Genomic DNA, 20,065 nt, shown 5'->3' on the forward strand with positions numbered 1-20,065 from the left:
TATGGAATACTATAATTACATAAAAGCACTGCATCTTATTTTTGTAATTACATGGTTTGCAGGCTTGTTTTACATTCCAAGACTCTTTGTATATCAAATTGAAGCCTCTTATAAACCATCACCTGAAAAAGAAATATTAGGTAAACAATTAAAATTAATGGCAAAACGTTTATGGTCAATTATCGCTTGGCCTTCTGCTATTTTAGCAGTGTTATTTGGTTTAATATTACTCTATTTAAATCCTTATATTTTACAAAACGATTGGATGCAAGTAAAACTTGGTTTCGTTGTTCTGCTTATTATTTATCATTTGCAAACTCACGTTTACTTTAATCAATTACAAAACAATGTTGTAAAAAAATCTTCTAATTTTATGCGTTTATGGAACGAAGGCGCGACGTTTATTCTTTTTGCCGTTATCTTTTTAGTGCTTTTAAAAAGTGCGTTTAATTGGATTTTTGGAGTTGCTGGCATTTTTGCTTTGGGACTACTTTTAATGTTGGGTTTTAAGGTTTATAAGACTATTAGAAATAAAAACCCAGAAGCTTAAAATGAAAAACCCAAATTTCAACATCTAAATCCCAAAAACTATTATTAGAATTTGGAATTTACGCTGAGTATTTTTGGTTTGATTATTGCTATATTTAAGAAAATTTGATTTATGAGGTTCTTGTTAATTACAGTAGTTATATTCTTCACGTTTAGTAGTGCAATATCCCAGAGTTTAGTTTCGCCAAACAATCTAAAACATGGAAAGTGTTATAGTCGTGCCTTTTATTATGAAAAGCCAATTGAGCTAAAAGAAATTGATTGCAATAATTCCAACGGAAAACAATCAAGCGGAATACAAGTTTACGACGTTAGAAAAACAGATATAGAAAAGGCTAAGTTTATAGCGTATCAAAAAGAATTATTAGACTTAGGTTACAAGTTAAAAGCAAATGGATTTATAGATAATCAGACTATAAAAGCACATCACAAATATTTAAAATTCAAAAAGAAGCAAGAAAGAAAAGCTAAACGTAAAAACAGAAAAGCATTATGAAATTAAAAAAGCTGTCTTTACGAACCAGAATATTCATAGCTATGATTTTGATGGTATTGCTATCGTCAATTTTAATTGCAGCAGTAGCTATTTATCAATATAACGAAGAAACCCAAGATTACCACAAACAGCGTTTAGATAGAAAAGAAACAGCAATTATAAGAAGTTTAGACTTCGTTATTCGTGAAACTACTTTTCCGGTGACCACACAAAATGTTCCATTGATCTTTAAAAAGAAAATTTACGAAGTTTCTGAAGTGCACAACATTCAAATTAACCTATACGACCTTGAAGGTGCGTTGCTCATTTCTTCGAAAGCAGATATAAAGCAAGAGGTTACCGAAAAGTGTTTGGAACCGGATGTTTTAAACACCTTATCTAATACTGCAGAACATCGCTACGAGGAAAGAAGAGAAGAAGGAGAAGAAACCTTTAGGTCTTCATACCGTTACATTACAGATCTAAAATATAAAGATTTAGCAATCATTAATTTGCCATATTTAGAGAATGACGATTTTCTTGCAAAGGAACTTAATGAGTTTTTAGCGCGCTTAACTTATACTTCTTTAGTTGTTATGCTAATGGCAGTTGCACTGGCCTTTTTCTTGTCGCGATACATTACAAAACCAATTAAAGCTATTAGTGAGAAGATGAGTGCCACACGTTTAGAAAAACGTAACGAAAAAATTGTAATTTCTGGAACTAGCGAAGAAATTGCTACGCTTGTAGATTCTTATAATGGAATGATAGATGATCTAGAGGAAAGTGCTGTCCAATTAGCAACAAGTGAGCGCGAGCAGGCTTGGCGAGAAATGGCAAAACAAGTCGCTCATGAAATTAAAAACCCGTTGACTCCAATGCGATTAACGGTTCAAAGTTTTCAACGAAAATTTAACCCTGAAGATGAGAATATTCATCAAAAAGTTGATGAATATTCTAAGACTTTAATTCAGCAAATAGATACGATGAGTTCTATTGCAGGCGCTTTTTCAAACTTTGCAAAAATGCCAGCTCAAAAAAACGAATTGCTTAATGTTGTTGAAGTTGTCGATTTAACACTTGACATTTTTAGCGAAGATTACATCACATTTCAATCTGATAAAAAAGAAATTATCGCAAAATTTGATAGAACACAACTTATTAGAGTAGTTACTAATTTGATTAAAAACGGTATTCAAGCCATTCCTGAAGGAAAACAGCCTAAGATAATTGTAAATGTATCCGAAGAAAATGAAATCATAAAAATTACTGTTTCAGATAATGGAATTGGTGTTTCCGAAGAAAATAAACCTAAAATTTTTGAACCTAAATTCACAACAAAATCTAGCGGAATGGGACTAGGCCTTCCAATGGTTAAAAATATTGTGGAAACTTACGATGGAACAATTACCTTTGTATCAGAAAAGGATAAGGGCACAATTTTTACAGTAGCTTTTCCAATACACTAAAATTATGAATTACGAAAACATACTCTCAGCAAGCCAGAATGGTATAACTACCATAACAATAAATAGACCTTCAAAATTGAACGCTTTAAATAAAGCGACTATAGAAGAGCTTCACGAAGCTTTTAAAGCTGCAAATAATGATAAAAAAGTTAAAGTAATAATCATTACAGGAAGTGGCGAAAAAGCATTTGTTGCTGGAGCAGATATTAGCGAATTTGCTAATTTCAACGTTAAAAACGGTGGAAAACTATCCGCAAAAGGACAAGAGTTATTATTCGATTTTGTAGAAAATTTAAGTACTCCAGTTATTGCAGCTGTAAATGGTTTTGCACTTGGCGGAGGATTAGAATTAGCAATGGCAGCACATTTTAGAATAGCTAGCGATAACGCTAAAATGGGATTACCAGAAGTGTCTTTAGGTGTTATTCCTGGTTATGGTGGAACACAACGTTTACCACAATTAGTTGGCAAAGGGCGCGCTATGGAATTAATAATGACCGCTGGAATGATAGATGCAAATACAGCTAAAGATTACGGCCTAGTAAACCACGTAGTTTCTCAAGACGAGTTAATACCATTAGCAATAAAAATAGCAAGTAAAATAATGCGAAATTCTTCTGTTGCTATTAGTAAAGCAATACAAGCAGTAAATGCAAATTATAAAGATGGCATTAATGGTTATGAAACAGAAATAGAACAGTTTGGAAATTGTTTTGGAACCGAAGATTTTACGGAAGGTACGACCGCTTTTTTAGAAAAACGTAAAGCTCAGTTTCCTGGGAAATAAGTCTCTAATTCTTTTCAACCAATTTAGATTCAATTAAAAACGTTTCAATTTTTTTATGTAAATCTTTAGATTTATTAATAGTATCTTTTAGTTTAATGTCAAATTTATAACTCATGTATGGTTCTGTTGGTTTATAACTGCAGATACTATCATTTTTATTCTTACTCCATTCAAGAGATTTCAATAAGAAAAGAGCTTCGCTACTTTTAGAAAATAGCACGTTTTTTTTACCTAAAGGATAAATATTAACTTTTGATGAAGATTTGCTGACTCTGCTCCATGTTACCTGTAAATCACCATTTTCAAAGTAATTGACTTCTGTATTAGGAAAAAACAAAGCATAACTTAATAAAATTAACGGAACAAAATTCCATAAAGCATGAAAAATCATAGATTTTATTATATTAAAATTAATACAGATCCAAACTAGAAATAAGCCCATTGCAAACCTTATAAAAAGAGGAGCAAATATAAATTCGATATTATTTAAATAATCGTTGTTTAAATGTACTAATGAAAAGACTAATGCATTTAATATTATTAAAATATTAAGACTAAATTTATTCTTTTTTGAATTGTTATATATTAAAAATATAATGTAAACTATTAGTAATATTTTTAAAGCTATGTTATTGCTTATTACAGACAAAGTCGTTATTACAATTATTGAGAACCATTTTATAATTTTATTTTTTATAAAATATCCACGAAACGTAATTTCTTCTAATATTGGAGCAACAATAACAGCAACTAATATGAGAATTGCGAAAGGAATGCTATAAAGTTGGCTAGTTGGTTTAACACTTTCTGAGATAGGAAAAGTTTGAGAAATGTATAAGGCTATTATGCCTAAGATTAAAGAAATTAATCCTAGACTTAATAGCCATTTTTTTTGTATGACTTATAAGTCATTAATTTGGAATACAATCTAAACTACAACTATCTCCACCAAGCCAACTTGATGATGCCTGCATGTTTGTTGGAGTACCACCAGATTGATAACAAGCAGTAATTTGCCCTAAGCAAATTTGAGTCATATCCATTCCACCTGATGTAATACCATCAATAACAACATCTACAAATATACCAACAACAATTTCAAGACAAGCCCAACAATACTGTTTAGAATTTATATCCTCTTCAGTTAAAATAGTTTCAGATTCATATGTTAAATTATGTAATTCATCACCATTGCTTGCTAACACACTAAAAACCATTGTATAATCATCAATTACTTGAATGTTAAAAAATGTTAATGTCTCTGTATTATCTAAATTATTATATAAGACAATTGTTCCATCTTCATTTTTATTTTGGTGTTTCAATTCTGATTTTATATTACTAATGATATCGTAATTAAATTTTTCATTGCTAAACTTCCTGCTTTTTTTATCTTTAAAGACTAAGTAAGTATTGTCTTCAATTGATAGTATTCCTTCTCTGTCTATTTTTAAGCTTTCTTCAAAAGATAAGTCTTTACGTGGGTTTTCGGTATCTGTTTCCTCATTTGAACAACCAGTAGTCAAAAAAGATATGCTAAACACAAGTAAAAAAACTTGTAAAAGATTTATTTTTTTCATTTTGTAAAATTTAATTATTCAGGTCTTGTTTTTTATAAAATCATCGCGCGATTTAGATTGAAAAATAATGCAGACTTTTTAACATTAATTTTTAAATCTAGACAATGCTAAAAAAAAAACGACTTAACAAAATTATTTTGCTGATTTTGTGCATTTCATCGAAAAGCGACTTTTTGCCCATTTTTCATTACGGTAAAAACCGTAATTCATTAAAATTTATGGAAAACCATTTTGAAAAAACTCACTTTTTACCATTAACTTCAGAAAAAAATTGCTCTAAAAAATCCTCCATATACAAATGCCTATCTGTAGCTATTCGCTTCCCAGACTTGGTGTTCAAGGTATCTTTTAAAATCAATAGTTTTTCGTAAAAGTGATTAATTGTTGGAGCAGTAGATTCTTTATATTCCGCTTTGGTCATATTTAGATTTGGCTTAATATCTGGATTGTAAATGGCTCTGTTTTTAAATCCTCCATAATTAAAAGCTCGCGCAATACCAATAGCCCCAATGGCATCTAGCCTATCTGCATCTTGGACAACTTGTAATTCTAAAGAGTTAAAAGCGTTTGTTTTTCCAATATTAGAACTAAAAGATATGTTTTTAATAATGGCTATTACATGGGCAATTACAGAAGAATCAACATCTTCGTTTTCAAGAAACGCTCTGGCCTTTCTTGGTCCAACAGTATCATCTCCATCGTGAAATTTACTATCTGCAATATCATGGAGCAAAGCACCTAAGGCAACTATTTCTGTATTTACAGCTTCACCTTTAGATAGAAGTAGGCAGTTATTGTAAACACGTTCAATATGAAACCAATCGTGTCCACCTTCAGCATCAGCAAGTTCTTTTTTTACAAATATTTTGGTAGCTTCTATTAAAGTATGGTTTAACATACTATAATTTTGCAGGTTCAACCCATTTAAATTGATAAGAATTTTCTGGAATCTTCATTCTGTCTGCTATACGTAACATTCTTGATGGTAATTTCATTAAGTAATCACGAGCTTTTTCAGCTTCATCTGTTAGGCCTGTGATTTTATCTATTTCCCAACGTTTAGTTAGTTTCTCAAGAATATCTATATAATCTAAAGAAGTATATACACCAATACGTTGTGCAGTATTAGAAAACTCTTCGAAAACAGAACCAATTTGACCTCCAGATTCTCTTAAAAAATGAGCCGGCATTGTAATTTTTTGTTTCATCATATAATGAAACGCTAACATCATCTGGCTTGGATCTACAGCAAAAATACGCTCTACAAATTCGCTATATGCATGATGGTGTCTCATTTCGTCCCCAGCAATAATTTTACACATTTTAGACAATTGTTTATTGCCTTTTTGTTTTGCAAGCTTAGCAACACGATTGTGAGAAACATAAGTTGCTAATTCTTGAAAACTAGTGTAAACAAAGTTTTTATAAGGATCATGAGCTGTTCCAATATCAAAACCATCAGAAATAAGATGTTGTGTGGTTTGCTCAATTTCATTCATATTTACACGACCAGAAAGGTATAAATATTTGTTTAGCACATCTCCATGTCTGTTTTCTTCGGCAGTCCAATGTCTAATCCATTTTGACCAACCGTTTCTATCACCTTGATCGACACCTTCAACATTCATTAACCAAGACTCGTAGTTTGGTAGGGCTTCTTCGGTAATCATATCTCCTACTAAAACCACCCATAAGTCGTATGACAACTCTTTTGAAAGTTCTCTTATTTCTTTTACCTCTTCTAAAAAGTTTGGTCCTTCAGAATTTGGTAAAAAATCCGACGGTTGCCAAATTTTTTCAACAGGAATTAAATATTTTTCTATTAACGATTCTACGTCTTTTTCTAAAAACGACATCACTTCTAATCTTATATTTTTTAATGACATATTTTTATAGTTTAATACTGTTTTTTATTGTTGATTCTAAATACGACATTAGTGCTTCAGTAGAACTAAAATCATTTGCTATAATTGGTTTGTGAGCATTAAAAGTGAGGTGGTTTCCTATTCCCATTGGAAATTTACCATAGCGTAAAGTTTTCCACGAATTATTAATGGTTAATGGCACAATTACAGCGCTAGGAATATATTTTATAAGGGTTTCTAAGCCTTTAGTTTGAAATGGTTTTGGTTTACCATCTCGACTTCTAGTGCCTTCTGGAAAAATAACAGCAGCGCGATTTGTAGATTCTATGTAATCTCCAAACTTTCTAATAGCGACCATGGCTTGTCTTGGATTTTTTCGTTCTATTAAAGCTGAACCTCCATGACGTAAACTATAAGAGACACTTGGAATACCTTTTCCTAATTCTTTCTTACTTACAAACTTTACATGATGCTTTCTAAAATACCACATAATTGGTGGTATATCTGCCATGCTTTGGTGGTTAGAAACAATTATTACAGGTTGAGAAGTGTCTAATTTATAAGGATTTATAAAGGTATGCCGATTACCTAAAAAATTTAGGCAACGCATTAAAAAAAATTGTAGGAGATCAACACTTTTTTTATGCGCTTTATAGCCCAAGACATTAAAACAAAACCATTGGATTGGATGAAAAACAAGTAGAGATAACCCAAAAAATAGGAAGTAAATACATGTTAAAGGGTATGCTACAAGTTTTCTCATTTTAAATATACGATCTTCCAAAAATATAAAAATCACGTTTAAAAAACGTGATTTTATACAATAATTAGCTTTGAAACTATTATTTTAATACTCTTGGAGTATAATTCTTACTAGCAATGTGCGTTATAAGCATCAACAAGGTTTTCTGCAATTAATTCTGCTGGACGACCTTCAATGTGATGGCGTTCTAGCATGTGTACTAATTCGCCATTTTTAAACAAAGCCATACATGGTGAACTTGGAGGAAAAGGTACCATATGACCTCTTGCTTGGTCAACAGCTTCTTTATCTACACCTGCAAAAACAGTTACAATATTTGTAGGTTTTTTATCATTTTTTAAACTCATTTTTGCACCTGGACGAGCATTTGCTGCTGCACAACCACAAACCGAATTTACAACTACCAATGTTGTTCCTTCTTTGTTAATAGCCTCGTCTACAGACGCTGCTGTATGTAATGCTTCAAAACCTGCGTTTGTTAAATCTTCGCTCATAGGTTTTACTAATTCTGCTGGATACATATCTTTTTAAAATTTTATATTAATATTTCTTTTGTGCAAAGTTAATCAAAAACTGTGCAAATATTATTATGGTGTTCCCTTATAACATTTATGATGTCATAAGGTCAGGCTATCATGATTCGTTTTTTGATAAAAAGAAAAGGAGTGAAACACAGAGCTTGAATTGGCCTATTTGAAATATTCTATTCTTAACGTGTTTGGTAGCTAATAGTCGTAACAAAATAAAGTTTTCGAGAACTAACAAAGTATTATATTTACATTTCTTAAAATTAAAGCGTAATACATGAGCGGATTAAAATGGATTGGTGCCACATTAGGTTGGTCTTTTGGAGGGCCAATAGGTGCAATAATAGGACTAGCATTAGGAAGTTTAGGAGATGCTTTTTCTTCTGGAAAAAGTGGTTCTCTTTTAGGTGGAGGCGCGTCGCAACAAACAAGAGGAGGACAGCAACGCAGGCCATCTAATCATAGAACACAACGGCAACGTAGAAGCGAAACGACATCGGGAGATTTTGAGGTGAGTTTACTGGTGTTAGCAACAGTAGTTATAAAAGCAGATGGTATACAAGACCAGCGCGAACTTGATTTTGTACGCAAACAATTTGTTAGTATGTATGGCAAAGACAGAGCCAACAAAGCTTTCGATTTGTTTAAAAGAGTGAGCCAACAAACCGTACCATTGCGTCAAGTTTGTATGCAAATACGTCAAATGATGGATCACTCCTCTCGGTTACAATTAATGCACTTTTTGTTTGGTATAGCTAAAGCAGATGGTATGGTAACCGAAGACGAAGAACGTCAAATATTTACCATTGCAGGTTACCTTGGTGTAAGTTCAAGCGATTATAGTAGTATAAAAGCGATGTTTTACAATAGTAGCGAAAATGCTTATAAAATTTTAGAAATCACTAAATCGGCAACTAACAGCGAGGTAAAGAAAGCCTATAGAAAAATGGCTAAAAAATACCATCCAGATAAAGTTGAACACTTAGGAGAAGAACATAAAAAAGGAGCAGAAGAAAAGTTTAAAGAAGTACAAAAAGCCTACGAGCAGTTGCAAAAGGAACGTAAATTCTAAACTACTTCCTTGCATTGACGAATTATTACTACATTTTTTAGGAGACCTTTCTGTAAAATGACCATTAATAAGTAAACTACTTTTATGAGCGATCAAAAAATAATGGTTTTGTTTAAAAATGGTCATAGGAGTAAAGCATTCAAAGAGTTATACAAACTCTATCCAAGAATAGAAAAACTCATTCTATCTAAAGGTGGAACAAAAGCAGATGCTAACGATGTATTTCAAGAAGCGTTAATTATCCTGAATAGAAACCTTGAGAAATCAGATTTTAAGTTAACGTCTTCCTTTTATACTTACCTCTATTCAGTATCTCGATTTGTTTGGAAAGACATGCAAAATCAGTTTTCAAAACAAGAATTACACAATTTAAATACAGAAGAGGTTTCCATATTTCATAATGTTTTAGAAGAACATAAATACCAGTTTGCCGAAAAAGCCTTTCGCGAATTAGGAGAACGATGTCAACAATTATTACAACGGTTTTACCTTAAAAAAATGTCTTTTAAAGACATTGCTGAGGCCATGCAATTTAAAAGCGAAAAAATTGCAAAAAACCAGAAGTACAAATGCTTGCAAAAAGCAAAAGACATCTACAGAACTACTATTAAAACCGTTCAATCTTAATTCGAAACACTCATGAAAAATTATATAGAAAATACGAACTTAATAAACGCTTATTTAAACAATACACTTTCAGGAAGTGAAAGACAAGCCTTTGAAAACAGACTAGAAACAGACACAGAATTTAAAACACTTTATAATGAACAATTAGCCATTTTAGAAGGCATTAATCGGATAGCTTTGAAAGCTGAAATTAATGCAGCTAAACAAAACTATGTTCGCTTAAAATGGATGAAATACATTGGTGTTTCGGTTATAGCTATTTTAGTTTCTGCTTTGATTTATAGTTTCATTTTTAAAAAGGAAACACCTCAAACTATTGAGCCTGCAAATAATAATGAAATTGAAGTTGTTTCAGATTCAGTGATTGTTGAAAAGCCTTCAGAAGAGAAAATAGAAGAAGAAATTGTTGCTGCTGAGCAATCTAAAAAAGAAATCAAAGAAAAAAAGGAAGCCATTGCTCCGTGGGAAAAAACGACTAGCGATGACACTACAATTGAAGAGATTGTTATAGAAAGACCCATTGTAAAAGAACTAGATCCAACAAGCCCAGAATTAATTTCATTTTATAAATCTGTAAAAAAAGCACCACAAATTATAGAAGTCAATACAGAAAAAGAGTTTATAATTACTTGTAAAGAAGGAACGGTTTTAACTATTCCAGCAAAGTCTTTTGTAGATGTTAAAACAGGGAAATTAGCAAGAGGCAAAATTAATTTAGAAGTCACAGAGTATTATCAACTATCTGATATGTTATTAGGAAACCTAACCACAAAATCTGATGACAAACAATTGGAAACTGGAGGTATGCTGTATCTCGATGCGAATAAAAAAGGTAAAAAACTAAAGCTAAAATCTGGTAAGAGAATAAAAATGGCTTTTAACAATAAAGGTAAGAAAAATATGCTATTGTTTAATGGAGAAGAGCGCAATGAAGGTGTGAATTGGAAGCTGGAAAGCCAAGAAGTTGATAAACCAATTAGTGTAAAAAAAATCTTTGATAATGAAATAATAGAAAAAGATGTTAAGGTCTCTTTTTCAGAAATTGATGAAGTTCCTCTTTTTCAAAAATGTAAAGAAAATAAAGATAACAGTACTAGAAGATACTGTATGGAAAATGAAATATTAAAATTTGTAGAAAGCAAGTTTAATGTCTCAATTGCAAAGGATTTAGGATTAACAGGAGCCCATGATATTACTACTTATTTTGTAATTGAAACCGATGGAACGATTGGTGAAATAAAAATTAGAGCTTCTAGAAAAGAGCTAGGATATGAAATGATTAGAGTAATAGAATCCTTGCCAAAACTTGTGCCTGGAAAGCAAAATGGAATAGCCGTAAAAACTGTTTATTATTTACCTTTTGAAGTTCTGTTTAAGGGAGAAACCGTTAAACAACTACCAATTACAGTAAGAAGTGATAAATCGTTTGACAAAGTTAGTACACGGCTAGATTCTGTTAGATTGGTAGAAGAACTTAATCGATCTAATAATAGAGATATTGAACGTTACGTATTTGAGTCAATGAGATTAGGCTGGATAAACTGTGACCGATTCGCTAAAACAACTAATAAGAAAGTAAAATATAAGCTTAAAATTAAAGATTCTGAAGGTACTAATGTAAAAATGATTTTTAAATCTATGAGTTCAATTTTGCCAAGTACAAAGAGAAATGGTAACTATGAATTTGGTTGGGTTCCAAAAGGTGAAGAAGTTATACTAATTGCTATAAAATATAAAGACAACAAAATTTATTTAGGAAAACAAGAGACTAATACTACAACAGTTTCAGATTTAGAATTTAAAGAAGTAACTATTCAAGAGTTGAAAGGAGAATTACAAAAACTAAATAATTCATTTAAATAAAACAAGAATATGAAAAACATACTCATACTATTTTCGGTTATTATTTCAATAACATTAAGTTGTTCATTATTTAAAAGTCACAACTCAATAATTGGTTTAGAATTTAAAAATCATAAAGAGGTTGAATCCTTGTCAATGTATTTAAAAGTAAGCGATACATCTTTAGTTGATGACGTTGATTTTGAACCAATATATAGTGTACTTCATTTGCGAGATGCTTCAAAAAGTTTGATTCTTTTTAGTGACATTACTAGTGATATTGATGAAAAAAGAACATATAAAATAATTGATACTTTAGTTATTCCTAAAGTTAAAAAACACGAATTTATTACAATTGGTTATTGTGAAATAGCTTCCAAAAAGGATGTAAATTTAATAGGTATAGTTCGCAAAACAGATAGCATGAAAATAAAAGATATTATAAAAGTATGGAAAGTAAATACAACATCAAATAAAATTGAAAAGCTTGAAAATTTAAGTAAAATCGAATGCTGGAATGAGTTTTATAAAGAATAAGTATATGTTGTAATTTCAAGAGATTGCCACGTCCTTCGTCCTCGCAATGACGTATTAACCTCTAAATAAAAAGAAATCATCTTTCATGTCTTCAATTTGTGCATCTTCATTGGTAATAATATAATCAATAGCTTTAGAAGTAAAAGTATCACCTTTTTCGGTTAGTGAAACGATATTATTATCAACCATAATCATATTGTTTTTAAGCGCTAATTCTAAAACTGTTTTAGCTCTTACTTTTTGCCAATTAATATGCTCGCGTAAATGATTAACATGTCTTTCTTCTAACTCATTATGGTTTTTTAAATGCAGTAGAAAAGTTAATAATGACACTTCTATACGTTGTTGTTTTTCGCGATACATTACAGCAATAACACCTTTGCTTGGCGCAAATAAATACACGATTAAAAACAATAAGCCCAACATGGTTGTAATAGAACCAGCGATAGAAGCATCTAGCCAATGGGCAAACCAGTAACCAGAAATAGCACTCAACACACCAAAAGTAATGGCAAGCGCTAACATTTTCTTTAAATCTGTCGTTAATAAATAGGCTGTTGCCGCAGGAGTAATCATTAAGGCCACCACTAAAATGGCACCGACAGCATCAAAAGCACCAACGGTTGTAACTGAAGCTACACTCATTAATCCATAGTGAATAATTGCAGGTGAAAAACCTAACGAAGCAGCTAAACCAGCATCAAACGTGCTTATTTTTAATTCCTTGAAAAAAGCAAATAGTAAGGAAATGGTAATTAATAAAATAACACCAATAATCCATAATGCTTTTGGTCCAACATCTATACCTGAAATTAGTAATCTATCGAAAGGCGCAAATGCTAATTCACCTAATAAAACGGCATCCACATCTAAATGGACATCATTGGCGTTTTTAGCAATTAAAATCACACCAATACTAAAGAGTGCAGGAAACACTAATCCGATAGCTGTATCTTCTTTAACGAGACCTGTTTTTTGAATATACTCTACTAAAACTACTGTAATAATACCTGTAAAAGCAGCAAATAGAATTAATATTGGCGAATTAAGGTCTTGCGTAATAAAGAAACCTATTACAATGCCAGGTAAAATAGAATGACTAATTGCATCGCTAATCATTGCCATTTTTCTAAGCACTAAAAAGGTGCCTGGAATGGCGCAAGCAATGGCGACTAAACTCGCAATAAGCTGTATTTCAATTTGAGCGCTATTCATCTTCTGTAGATTGTTTAGTGTATAAATTTGCAGCAGTTTCGAATCCTATTTCGGTTAAACTCCACATATTGCCTTGAAGCTCTACATAATCTTTTTTTACTAATTTTTGAAGTGTTTTACGTGTAAAACCTTGAAAATTGTTCAATAATTTAATTGCATGTGGATGCGAAATATCATCGTGTGTTTCGGCTATATGATGCATAAATGTTAACGTTTTATGTAACTCTAAATCACGTCTATTTTTAATAAATCTGATTTGTTTAAATAGTAAACCACGACTTGGAGAAAATACAAATGAAAAGAATACAAAAACAGAAGCCACCAATACAATAACTGGTCCTGTGGAAAGGTTGGTTTGGCTTGCGCTTATTGCAGTACCAAAAACACCAGAAAAAGCTCCAAATATTGCGGCCAAAAACACCATAGTAGATAAGCTATTTGTCCATTGTCTTGCTGCAGCTGCAGGAGCCAAAAGCATAGCGCTCATTAAAACAACGCCAACAGTTTGTAGGCCTAAAACTATTGCTAAGACAATAAAACTGGTGATTAATATGTCAATAAATTTTGTATTGAAACCTAAGGTCTTGGTATAATCTGCATCGAATAACAAGATTTTAAATTCTTTCCAAAACAATAATAAAACGAATAAACATAAACCGGTTACAATGGCCATTAACCAAACATCACTTTCTACTAAAGTTGCTGCCTGACCAAATAGATATTTATCTAATCCTGCTTGATTAGCGTTGGGTTGTTTTTGAATAAAGGTTAGTAATAACATTCCGAATCCAAAAAACAACGACAAGATTAAACCTAAAGCGGTATCACTTTTTAGATGTGTTTTCTTAACGATACTACGAATCCAAAACGTACCAATTAAGCCACTAACCAAAGCACCTAAAAGTAACGTATTAGAGTCTTTTGCTCCTGTAATTAAAAACGCAATTGCAATTCCTGGTAAAGCTGCATGAGAAATCGCATCACCAAGTAAACTTTGTTTTCTAAGTACAGCAAAGCTACCTAACATTCCTGTAACTGCTCCTAAAATGGCTGTTCCAAGTGTGATGGTTCTTAGCGTGTAGTCGCTAAATACTAATGAAAAATATTCTGATATATCGATAATGCTCTTTTGTTTGTTTTTGCGAGACTTTTTTAAGTCGTGGCAATCTGTTTGTTTTTAATTTGTGAAATTCTTTAAACTGTGTTTATGTATTTTCAATCAAAATTTATTTTGATCTTAATAATGCTTTGAATGACACTTTTATTCTCATCTGAGCAAGTACTGAAAACAATGACTGCCAACTGCTCAATGTCTCTTTTTTTATTTCTGAATACTTACTTTATAATTAATACCATAGGTCTTCGTTAAATTATCATCGTTAAAAATATCTTTAACTGGGCCGGTAGCAATTTTCTTTACATTTAAAAAGGTTACCCAATCAAAATATTCTGGAACGGTTTGTAAATCGTGATGTACAACAATAACCGTTTTACCTGCTTTTCTTAACTCTTTTAAAATATTAATGATTGCAATTTCGGTTGTAGCATCAACACCTTGAAAAGGTTCGTCCATAAAATAAATCGATGCATTTTGAACCAATGCGCGGGCTAGAAAAATGCGTTGTTGTTGTCCACCAGATAACTGGCTAATTTGTCGGTTTTTAAAAGCCAACATTCCTACTTTTTCTAAAGCCTCCAAAGCTGCTTTTTTTTCCTTTTGTCTTGGTCTTTTTATCCAACCTAAACTGCCATAAGTACCCATCATCACAACATCTAAAGCTGTCGTTGGGAAATCCCAATCTACACTTCCTTTTTGTGGTACGTAGGCAACAAGTTGACGTTGTTTTTCGTAAGGTTTTCCATAAATAGAAACACTTCCAGCAATAGGTTTTAAAATACCAAGAATGGATTTAATAAGTGTCGATTTCCCTGCACCATTTGGTCCAACAATAGCCATTAATACACCTTCTGGAATTTCTAAATCGATATCCCAAAGTACTGGTTTGTAGTTGTAGGCTACGGTTAGATCGTCTACTTTTACGGCTATTTTTGTCATTATTTGTATTTTTCGTCTGTTTGTGATTCTGGTTTTTTGTCAGAATAGTATAGAGAATTTTTTTAATAACTTCTCGATACAATTTTTTCGGGCCTCAAAAATTACTCGAAGTGACGTTTTTTTTGTTTACATTCGAGTAAACACTGCCTCCTGAAGGCTGTGTTCTTATTTTAAAGCATTCACAATCGTATTTACATTATACTCAAACATTCCTATGTAAGTTCCTTCAAGCGTACCTGCATTTCCAAGTGCATCAGAATACAGAGTTCCACCAATAATAACTTCATGACCTTTAGATAGCACTGCCGCCTGCAAGGCTTCAATAGTACGTTTTGGTACTGAGCTTTCTACAAAAACGGCTTTTACTTTATACTCTATTATAAAAGCAGCTAATTTTTGAACGTCTTTTACTCCAGCTTCAGTTGCTGTACTTAACCCTTGTAAACCCACGACATTAAAACCATAGTTTTTACCAAAGTAATTAAAGGCGTCATGTGCTGTGACGAGTATTCTTTTTTCCTTCGGAAGCGTTTCAATAGTAGCTAAAACTTTTTGCTCTAGAGCTTCTAATTTCTGAAGAAATAGTTTTTCGTTTTCAATAAAATTAACTGCATTTTTAGGATCCTTTTCAGATAGTACAGTAGTTACTTTTTTAGCGAATTGCTTAAAGAAAGCAATATTAAACCAAACATGAGGATCGTAATTTGAAGCGAAATATTCTGATCCTATTAATTGTGTTTTATCTAAAGCAGCACCAAGTTCTATGGTGTTTTTGGTTTTGCTTCCCATTTTTTCAAAAACCTCAACCAACTTTCCTTCTAGATGTAAACCGTTATAAAAAATAACATCTGCGTTTACTAATTTAGACACATCGCCTTCGCTAGCTTTAAATAAATGAGGATCGACACCACTTCCCATTAAACCTTGAATATTAACTAAATCACCACCAATATTTTTTGCTAAATCGGTAATCATAGTTGTCGTGGTCACTACGTTTAGTTTACCATCGTCTTGTTTTTTTTCATTTTTACAAGCAAAAAAAGTAACAATAAAGGTGAGTAAAAGCACTGTTTTTTTCATAAGTCTAAATATTTATTACGAAAGTACTAAAAATTGAAGGATAACTAATAATACAGTCTTCAAAATACCGTGCTAAGGTTTAATTTGATGATAGTTTAGTTATGCTTTAAATTAAAAGTATTTCAGTTTTAATATAATTTCTAATCGCTCCATTTATGATATAACTATCTGTAGAAAATAGAAAGTGTTTTGATGTAGCAAAATTAGTTTTGTTTTGGTGTTTGAGTTCTACATGTAAAACGTCGCTGTTTAGCAGTTTACTTTTATAGTATCTATTCAGCTTTGGATTCCGTTAAGGTGTTTTTCAGATTTAAATTAATCTTCTAAAAGCGAGTAGTCGCTAATGTTTCCTTTAAGATAGTTATGAAGTGTGTTATATTTTTCTGGTTGATTGCTTTGTTCAGAAAAGCTTTTATACAAAAGCATTTGTTTCATTAATTGCTTCGAGTAAATGAGTTTTACGCTCAAATCTGTAGGTTGACTCATCAGGTATTCGATATAGTAAATACTCCGTTTTAGAAATGTATCTGCTTTGTTCCAATTTTTTAAATGGCAATACGCTTCGGCTAAATTATTACAAGAAATAATAAAAATAGGACGCACTGGTATTTTAAGTTTCAAACACTTTATATGGTGTTCCATTAAGGCTTCAGCCTTTTGCAAGGCTGTTTCATAATCATGAACTGCGTTTATGGTTTCACTTTCCATAAGCGTGTTGCCTCTTTTGGTAATTTGTTTCCAAATGGTTTCAGTATGTAATAAATCGACTGTGCTCATGCTACTATGATTTTCAAAAATTTAATTCAAATGCAACCTAAATGTTACTTTAACAGTATCGCCTCCAATTGTTCAGTATTTAAAATAACGTGCTTTGGTTTTAAGATTTTTATCTGTAAAAACGGTCTTCTGCATTTTTATTCACGGTGCACACCAATTAGTATAAAAAGCTATAAATACTTTTTTAGGTTTTACCTCTATAGACGCGTTTAGTTGCTCGAAGCTTAGCCAATGAATTGTTTTGTCTGGTTGTGAGAAAACAACATTGACTAATACTACGAACAGAAAACTAACACTAATTTTAACTTTTTTTTCATATTTATAACGAACCAATTTTAAGCCAATATACGCTGTTCTTGGCGTTGAAGGATTATAAATGTAGTTGCTCTCACGGTTTTTTTTCCATTACTCAAAGCTGTTTGATAGCTGTTTGTAATATTTTTAACGCTCGTAAAATACTTACTTTGGGCATATCGAAAGTATAACCAATATGGAAACCTAATTCTGTTAACGATAGCACTATTTTCTCATAAGTCTAAATATTTATTATGAAACTATTATAACGGTAGCAATTACATTAATGTATAGCGTAAACCAAAGAATATACGTCGTCCTTGATTAGGTCCAAAAACATACGAAGGATCAAAAGTTAGTGCATAAGGATTGTCCGCTGTTACTTGTGCGTTGCCTTGAGTATCGAATAGAACATTCTCATCGAAAGGATCGTTTGCTCTTGCAATAATGAATGGGTTTCCTCTATTAGGAGTCCAATTTAATAAGTTTTTTACACCGCCATAAATTTCAAAATTATCCAAACCATCAAAAGTGACTTGAATGTTTTGAATACTCCAAGTTGGAGAAAATTCTTGTCTAGGATCTAATGGGCCTAATAATGGTAAGCGCATTGGACCATATAGATTTCCGGTATAATCGAAGTTTAAATTGGTTTTATGGTTTTTATAAGATAATGACCAAGTACCAGTAAATTGTTCGGTTAAAATTTGTCTTGTTTTTATATCGTTTTCTGTTTGGTTAACATCTTGAACTGTAGCGCCAATGCTTCCTTTTATGCCATTTGAAAAAACCGCATCTAAGTTTAAACTTAGACCTTTTGAAGTAGAAAAGCCATCTAAATTATCGTATATTATTTGATTAGGGTTTGTATCATAATCAGGAATAATAGCATTCGAAAAATAAGTGTACCAAGCCGAAGCATCTATTGTAAATTGCATGGCGCTTGTGGTGTATATTTTTTTGAGATAGTTTAGGTTTACATTAAATGATTTTTCTGGTTTTAACTCTTCTTCAATAACGACATCTCGAGCGCCAGTTAAGGCAGCATGCTCTTCTGTAAATAAGTTTACTACTCTAAATCCTGTTCCCGCGTTTATTCTAAAAATATCATCGTCTGTAGGTTTAAAACGGTATGCTAATCTTGGTGTTATTATTGAGCCATGTCTTTCATCAAAATCATATCTTAAGCCAAGTAGTAATTTTTGTTTTTGTGTAATTGTAATTTCGTCTTGAACAAACACTGAAGGAATAAAAATTTTATCTGCTTCAAGAGTTGCGGTCGTATTATCATTATAATAATTATATCGACCAGCAGCACCAAATAATAAATCGTGATTTTTTAATGGTTTATCCCATATAAATTGTCCAAACCCTATACGCTGTTGTGCTAAGTAAGGTATGTTTCCGTAGACAGAATTCTGGTCGTGATCTGAATAAGAAAACTGAAAATTTATATTTTCCTTTACAGGGAGTTGGTATTCACCAAGTAACTCGTAACGTGTTGTGTAAATGCTTTCGCCATAAATTTCATCTCCTCCTCTAAAACTTTTGTTCCATTGCAGCTCGCCTCCCCAGCGGTCTTCATAGAAAAAACGAGCAGCTATAGAGAATTTCTTTTTACTATCTCTTTTAAAACTCCATTTTTGAAATATCGAAATACGGTCTTGTAACGTTAAGTCTGTAAAATTATCGTTATTATTATCAATGATATTATCATATTTAAAGTAGTTAGCACCCAATAAAAGTGTCGCTTTTTTTCCAACTTTAGTTTTAAAACCAATATCGGTATTTACTTCTCCCCAACCACTAACAAAACTATCTGCAAAGAAAATAGGCGCATTTTCTGGAAGTTTAGTTATAATATTTATTAAACCTCCAACAGCCTCACTACCGTATAGAGAAGATGCAGGACCTTTAACGATTTCTATTTGTTCTATTAATGAATTAGGAATACCAGACAATCCATAAACAGTGGATAATCCACTTACAATGGGCATACCGTCAATTAGCACTAACGTATAAGGGCCTTCTAAACCGTTAATATGAATATCTCCTGTATTACAAACACTGCAATTAAGTTGTGGTCTAACACCATTTACATTTTGTAGTGCTTCAAAGATATTTGGCGTTGGATTTTTTTTGAAAAATGCAGGTGTGTAAACCTCTACTGGAACAGGACTTTCTAAACGACTTACTGGTTTTAAAGTTCCTGTTATTACCACTTCACTTAATGCTTGACTTTCAATTAAATCGAAGCTTAAAATCAAGTTTTTATTGGTAATTGTTACGTCTTGTTTTTTAGTTTTAAACCCAGTAAAAGATATCACTATGGTATATGTTCCAGGAGTGATGCCATTTATTTGAAAGGTACCATCTTCTTTAGTTGTTGTTCCAATTTTGGTGTTTTTTAAATAAACATTTGCAAAAGGTAATGTTTCATTTTTAGTGGTTATTACTCCTGAAATGGAATACGTGTTTTGGGCTTGGGCAGTAAGTGCAAAGCAAAATAACAATGTAAATATTAGTCTCATATAATTTTAATTTTAAGCA

General features: G+C 31.8%; 20 protein-coding genes. 8 read left to right on the forward strand and 12 right to left on the reverse strand.

What is annotated here, in order from left to right:
• Nucleotide 1: 1 nt before the first annotated feature.
• The 4 genes from RH82_RS09305 to RH82_RS09320 all read left to right on the forward strand — a co-directional run bounded on the left by RH82_RS09305 (nt 2) and on the right by RH82_RS09320 (nt 3,280).
• Nucleotides 2-550 carry a CopD family protein gene (locus tag RH82_RS09305; RefSeq protein WP_034060147.1) on the forward strand — a complete coding sequence of 183 codons (549 nt, stop codon included), beginning with the start codon at nt 2-4 and terminating at the stop codon, nt 548-550.
• Between the two features lie 111 nt (nt 551-661).
• Nucleotides 662-1,045 carry a hypothetical protein gene (locus RH82_RS09310; protein ID WP_034060149.1) on the forward strand — a complete coding sequence of 128 codons (384 nt, stop codon included), beginning with the start codon at nt 662-664 and terminating at the stop codon, nt 1,043-1,045.
• The gene (locus tag RH82_RS09315; protein ID WP_034060150.1) at nt 1,042-2,493 is read left to right on the forward strand and encodes a sensor histidine kinase; all 1,452 of its coding nucleotides are present in this window, start codon (nt 1,042-1,044) and stop codon (nt 2,491-2,493) included. Before RH82_RS09310 ends, RH82_RS09315 begins: the two co-directional genes overlap by 4 nt.
• A gap of 4 nt (nt 2,494-2,497) precedes the next feature.
• Nucleotides 2,498-3,280, forward strand: coding sequence for an enoyl-CoA hydratase/isomerase family protein (locus RH82_RS09320; protein WP_034060153.1), 783 nt, complete (start codon nt 2,498-2,500; stop codon nt 3,278-3,280).
• 4 nt (nt 3,281-3,284) lie between these two features.
• Here RH82_RS09320 and RH82_RS18180 read toward each other — a convergent pair whose 3' ends face one another.
• The 6 genes from RH82_RS18180 to RH82_RS09350 form a co-directional block, all read right to left on the reverse strand.
• On the reverse strand, nt 3,285-4,178 hold the full coding sequence (locus RH82_RS18180; RefSeq protein WP_081979231.1) for a CPBP family intramembrane glutamic endopeptidase: 894 nt from the start codon (nt 4,176-4,178) through the stop codon (nt 3,285-3,287).
• Nucleotides 4,179-4,191: 13 nt separating this feature from the next.
• Nucleotides 4,192-4,860: a hypothetical protein gene (locus tag RH82_RS09330; protein WP_034060159.1), complete on the reverse strand. Its 669-nt coding sequence runs from the start codon at nt 4,858-4,860 to the stop codon at nt 4,192-4,194.
• Between the two features lie 241 nt (nt 4,861-5,101).
• Nucleotides 5,102-5,758, reverse strand: coding sequence for an HD domain-containing protein (locus RH82_RS09335; RefSeq protein WP_034060162.1), 657 nt, complete (start codon nt 5,756-5,758; stop codon nt 5,102-5,104).
• A gap of 1 nt (nt 5,759) precedes the next feature.
• Complete coding sequence (locus tag RH82_RS09340) at nt 5,760-6,746, reverse strand: acyl-ACP desaturase (protein ID WP_034060164.1); 987 nt, start codon at nt 6,744-6,746, stop codon at nt 5,760-5,762.
• Nucleotides 6,747-6,750: 4 nt separating this feature from the next.
• Entirely contained in the window at nt 6,751-7,488 is a 738-nt protein-coding gene (locus RH82_RS09345) for a lysophospholipid acyltransferase family protein (RefSeq protein WP_034060167.1), read from the reverse strand.
• A gap of 110 nt (nt 7,489-7,598) precedes the next feature.
• A complete protein-coding gene (locus RH82_RS09350) occupies nt 7,599-8,009 on the reverse strand; it encodes a BrxA/BrxB family bacilliredoxin (protein WP_034060170.1) in 411 nt (136 codons plus the stop codon).
• A gap of 283 nt (nt 8,010-8,292) precedes the next feature.
• On the opposite strand from RH82_RS09350, the gene RH82_RS09355 reads away from it, so the two are divergent.
• The 4 genes from RH82_RS09355 to RH82_RS09370 all read left to right on the forward strand — a co-directional run bounded on the left by RH82_RS09355 (nt 8,293) and on the right by RH82_RS09370 (nt 12,093).
• On the forward strand, nt 8,293-9,087 hold the full coding sequence (locus tag RH82_RS09355; protein WP_034060173.1) for a TerB family tellurite resistance protein: 795 nt from the start codon (nt 8,293-8,295) through the stop codon (nt 9,085-9,087).
• An 84-nt stretch (nt 9,088-9,171) separates the two neighbouring features.
• Nucleotides 9,172-9,714 (forward strand): RNA polymerase sigma factor, encoded by a 543-nt coding sequence (locus RH82_RS09360; RefSeq protein WP_034060176.1) that lies wholly within the window; start codon nt 9,172-9,174, stop codon nt 9,712-9,714.
• A gap of 12 nt (nt 9,715-9,726) precedes the next feature.
• Nucleotides 9,727-11,577, forward strand: a complete 1,851-nt coding sequence (locus RH82_RS17830) for an energy transducer TonB (protein ID WP_052158286.1) — start codon at nt 9,727-9,729, stop codon at nt 11,575-11,577.
• A 9-nt stretch (nt 11,578-11,586) separates the two neighbouring features.
• Nucleotides 11,587-12,093, forward strand: coding sequence for a hypothetical protein (locus RH82_RS09370; protein WP_156112446.1), 507 nt, complete (start codon nt 11,587-11,589; stop codon nt 12,091-12,093).
• Between the two features lie 54 nt (nt 12,094-12,147).
• Here RH82_RS09370 and RH82_RS09375 read toward each other — a convergent pair whose 3' ends face one another.
• The 6 genes from RH82_RS09375 to RH82_RS09400 form a co-directional block, all read right to left on the reverse strand.
• Entirely contained in the window at nt 12,148-13,308 is a 1,161-nt protein-coding gene (locus RH82_RS09375) for a metal ABC transporter permease (protein WP_034060181.1), read from the reverse strand.
• Entirely contained in the window at nt 13,301-14,428 is a 1,128-nt protein-coding gene (locus RH82_RS09380; RefSeq protein WP_034060183.1) for a metal ABC transporter permease, read from the reverse strand. Before RH82_RS09380 ends, RH82_RS09375 begins: the two co-directional genes overlap by 8 nt.
• Before the next feature lie 201 nt (nt 14,429-14,629).
• Nucleotides 14,630-15,364: a metal ABC transporter ATP-binding protein gene (locus tag RH82_RS09385; RefSeq protein WP_034060184.1), complete on the reverse strand. Its 735-nt coding sequence runs from the start codon at nt 15,362-15,364 to the stop codon at nt 14,630-14,632.
• Nucleotides 15,365-15,529: 165 nt separating this feature from the next.
• Nucleotides 15,530-16,444 (reverse strand): metal ABC transporter solute-binding protein, Zn/Mn family, encoded by a 915-nt coding sequence (locus RH82_RS09390; protein WP_034060186.1) that lies wholly within the window; start codon nt 16,442-16,444, stop codon nt 15,530-15,532.
• Nucleotides 16,445-16,759: 315 nt separating this feature from the next.
• Complete coding sequence (locus tag RH82_RS09395) at nt 16,760-17,221, reverse strand: hypothetical protein (protein WP_034060187.1); 462 nt, start codon at nt 17,219-17,221, stop codon at nt 16,760-16,762.
• 572 nt (nt 17,222-17,793) lie between these two features.
• Entirely contained in the window at nt 17,794-20,046 is a 2,253-nt protein-coding gene (locus RH82_RS09400; protein ID WP_034060189.1) for a TonB-dependent receptor, read from the reverse strand.
• Between the last annotated feature and the right edge of the window lie 19 nt (nt 20,047-20,065).

The organism is Lacinutrix jangbogonensis (assembly GCF_000797445.1).
GTDB classification, from domain to species: domain Bacteria; phylum Bacteroidota; class Bacteroidia; order Flavobacteriales; family Flavobacteriaceae; genus Lacinutrix; species Lacinutrix jangbogonensis.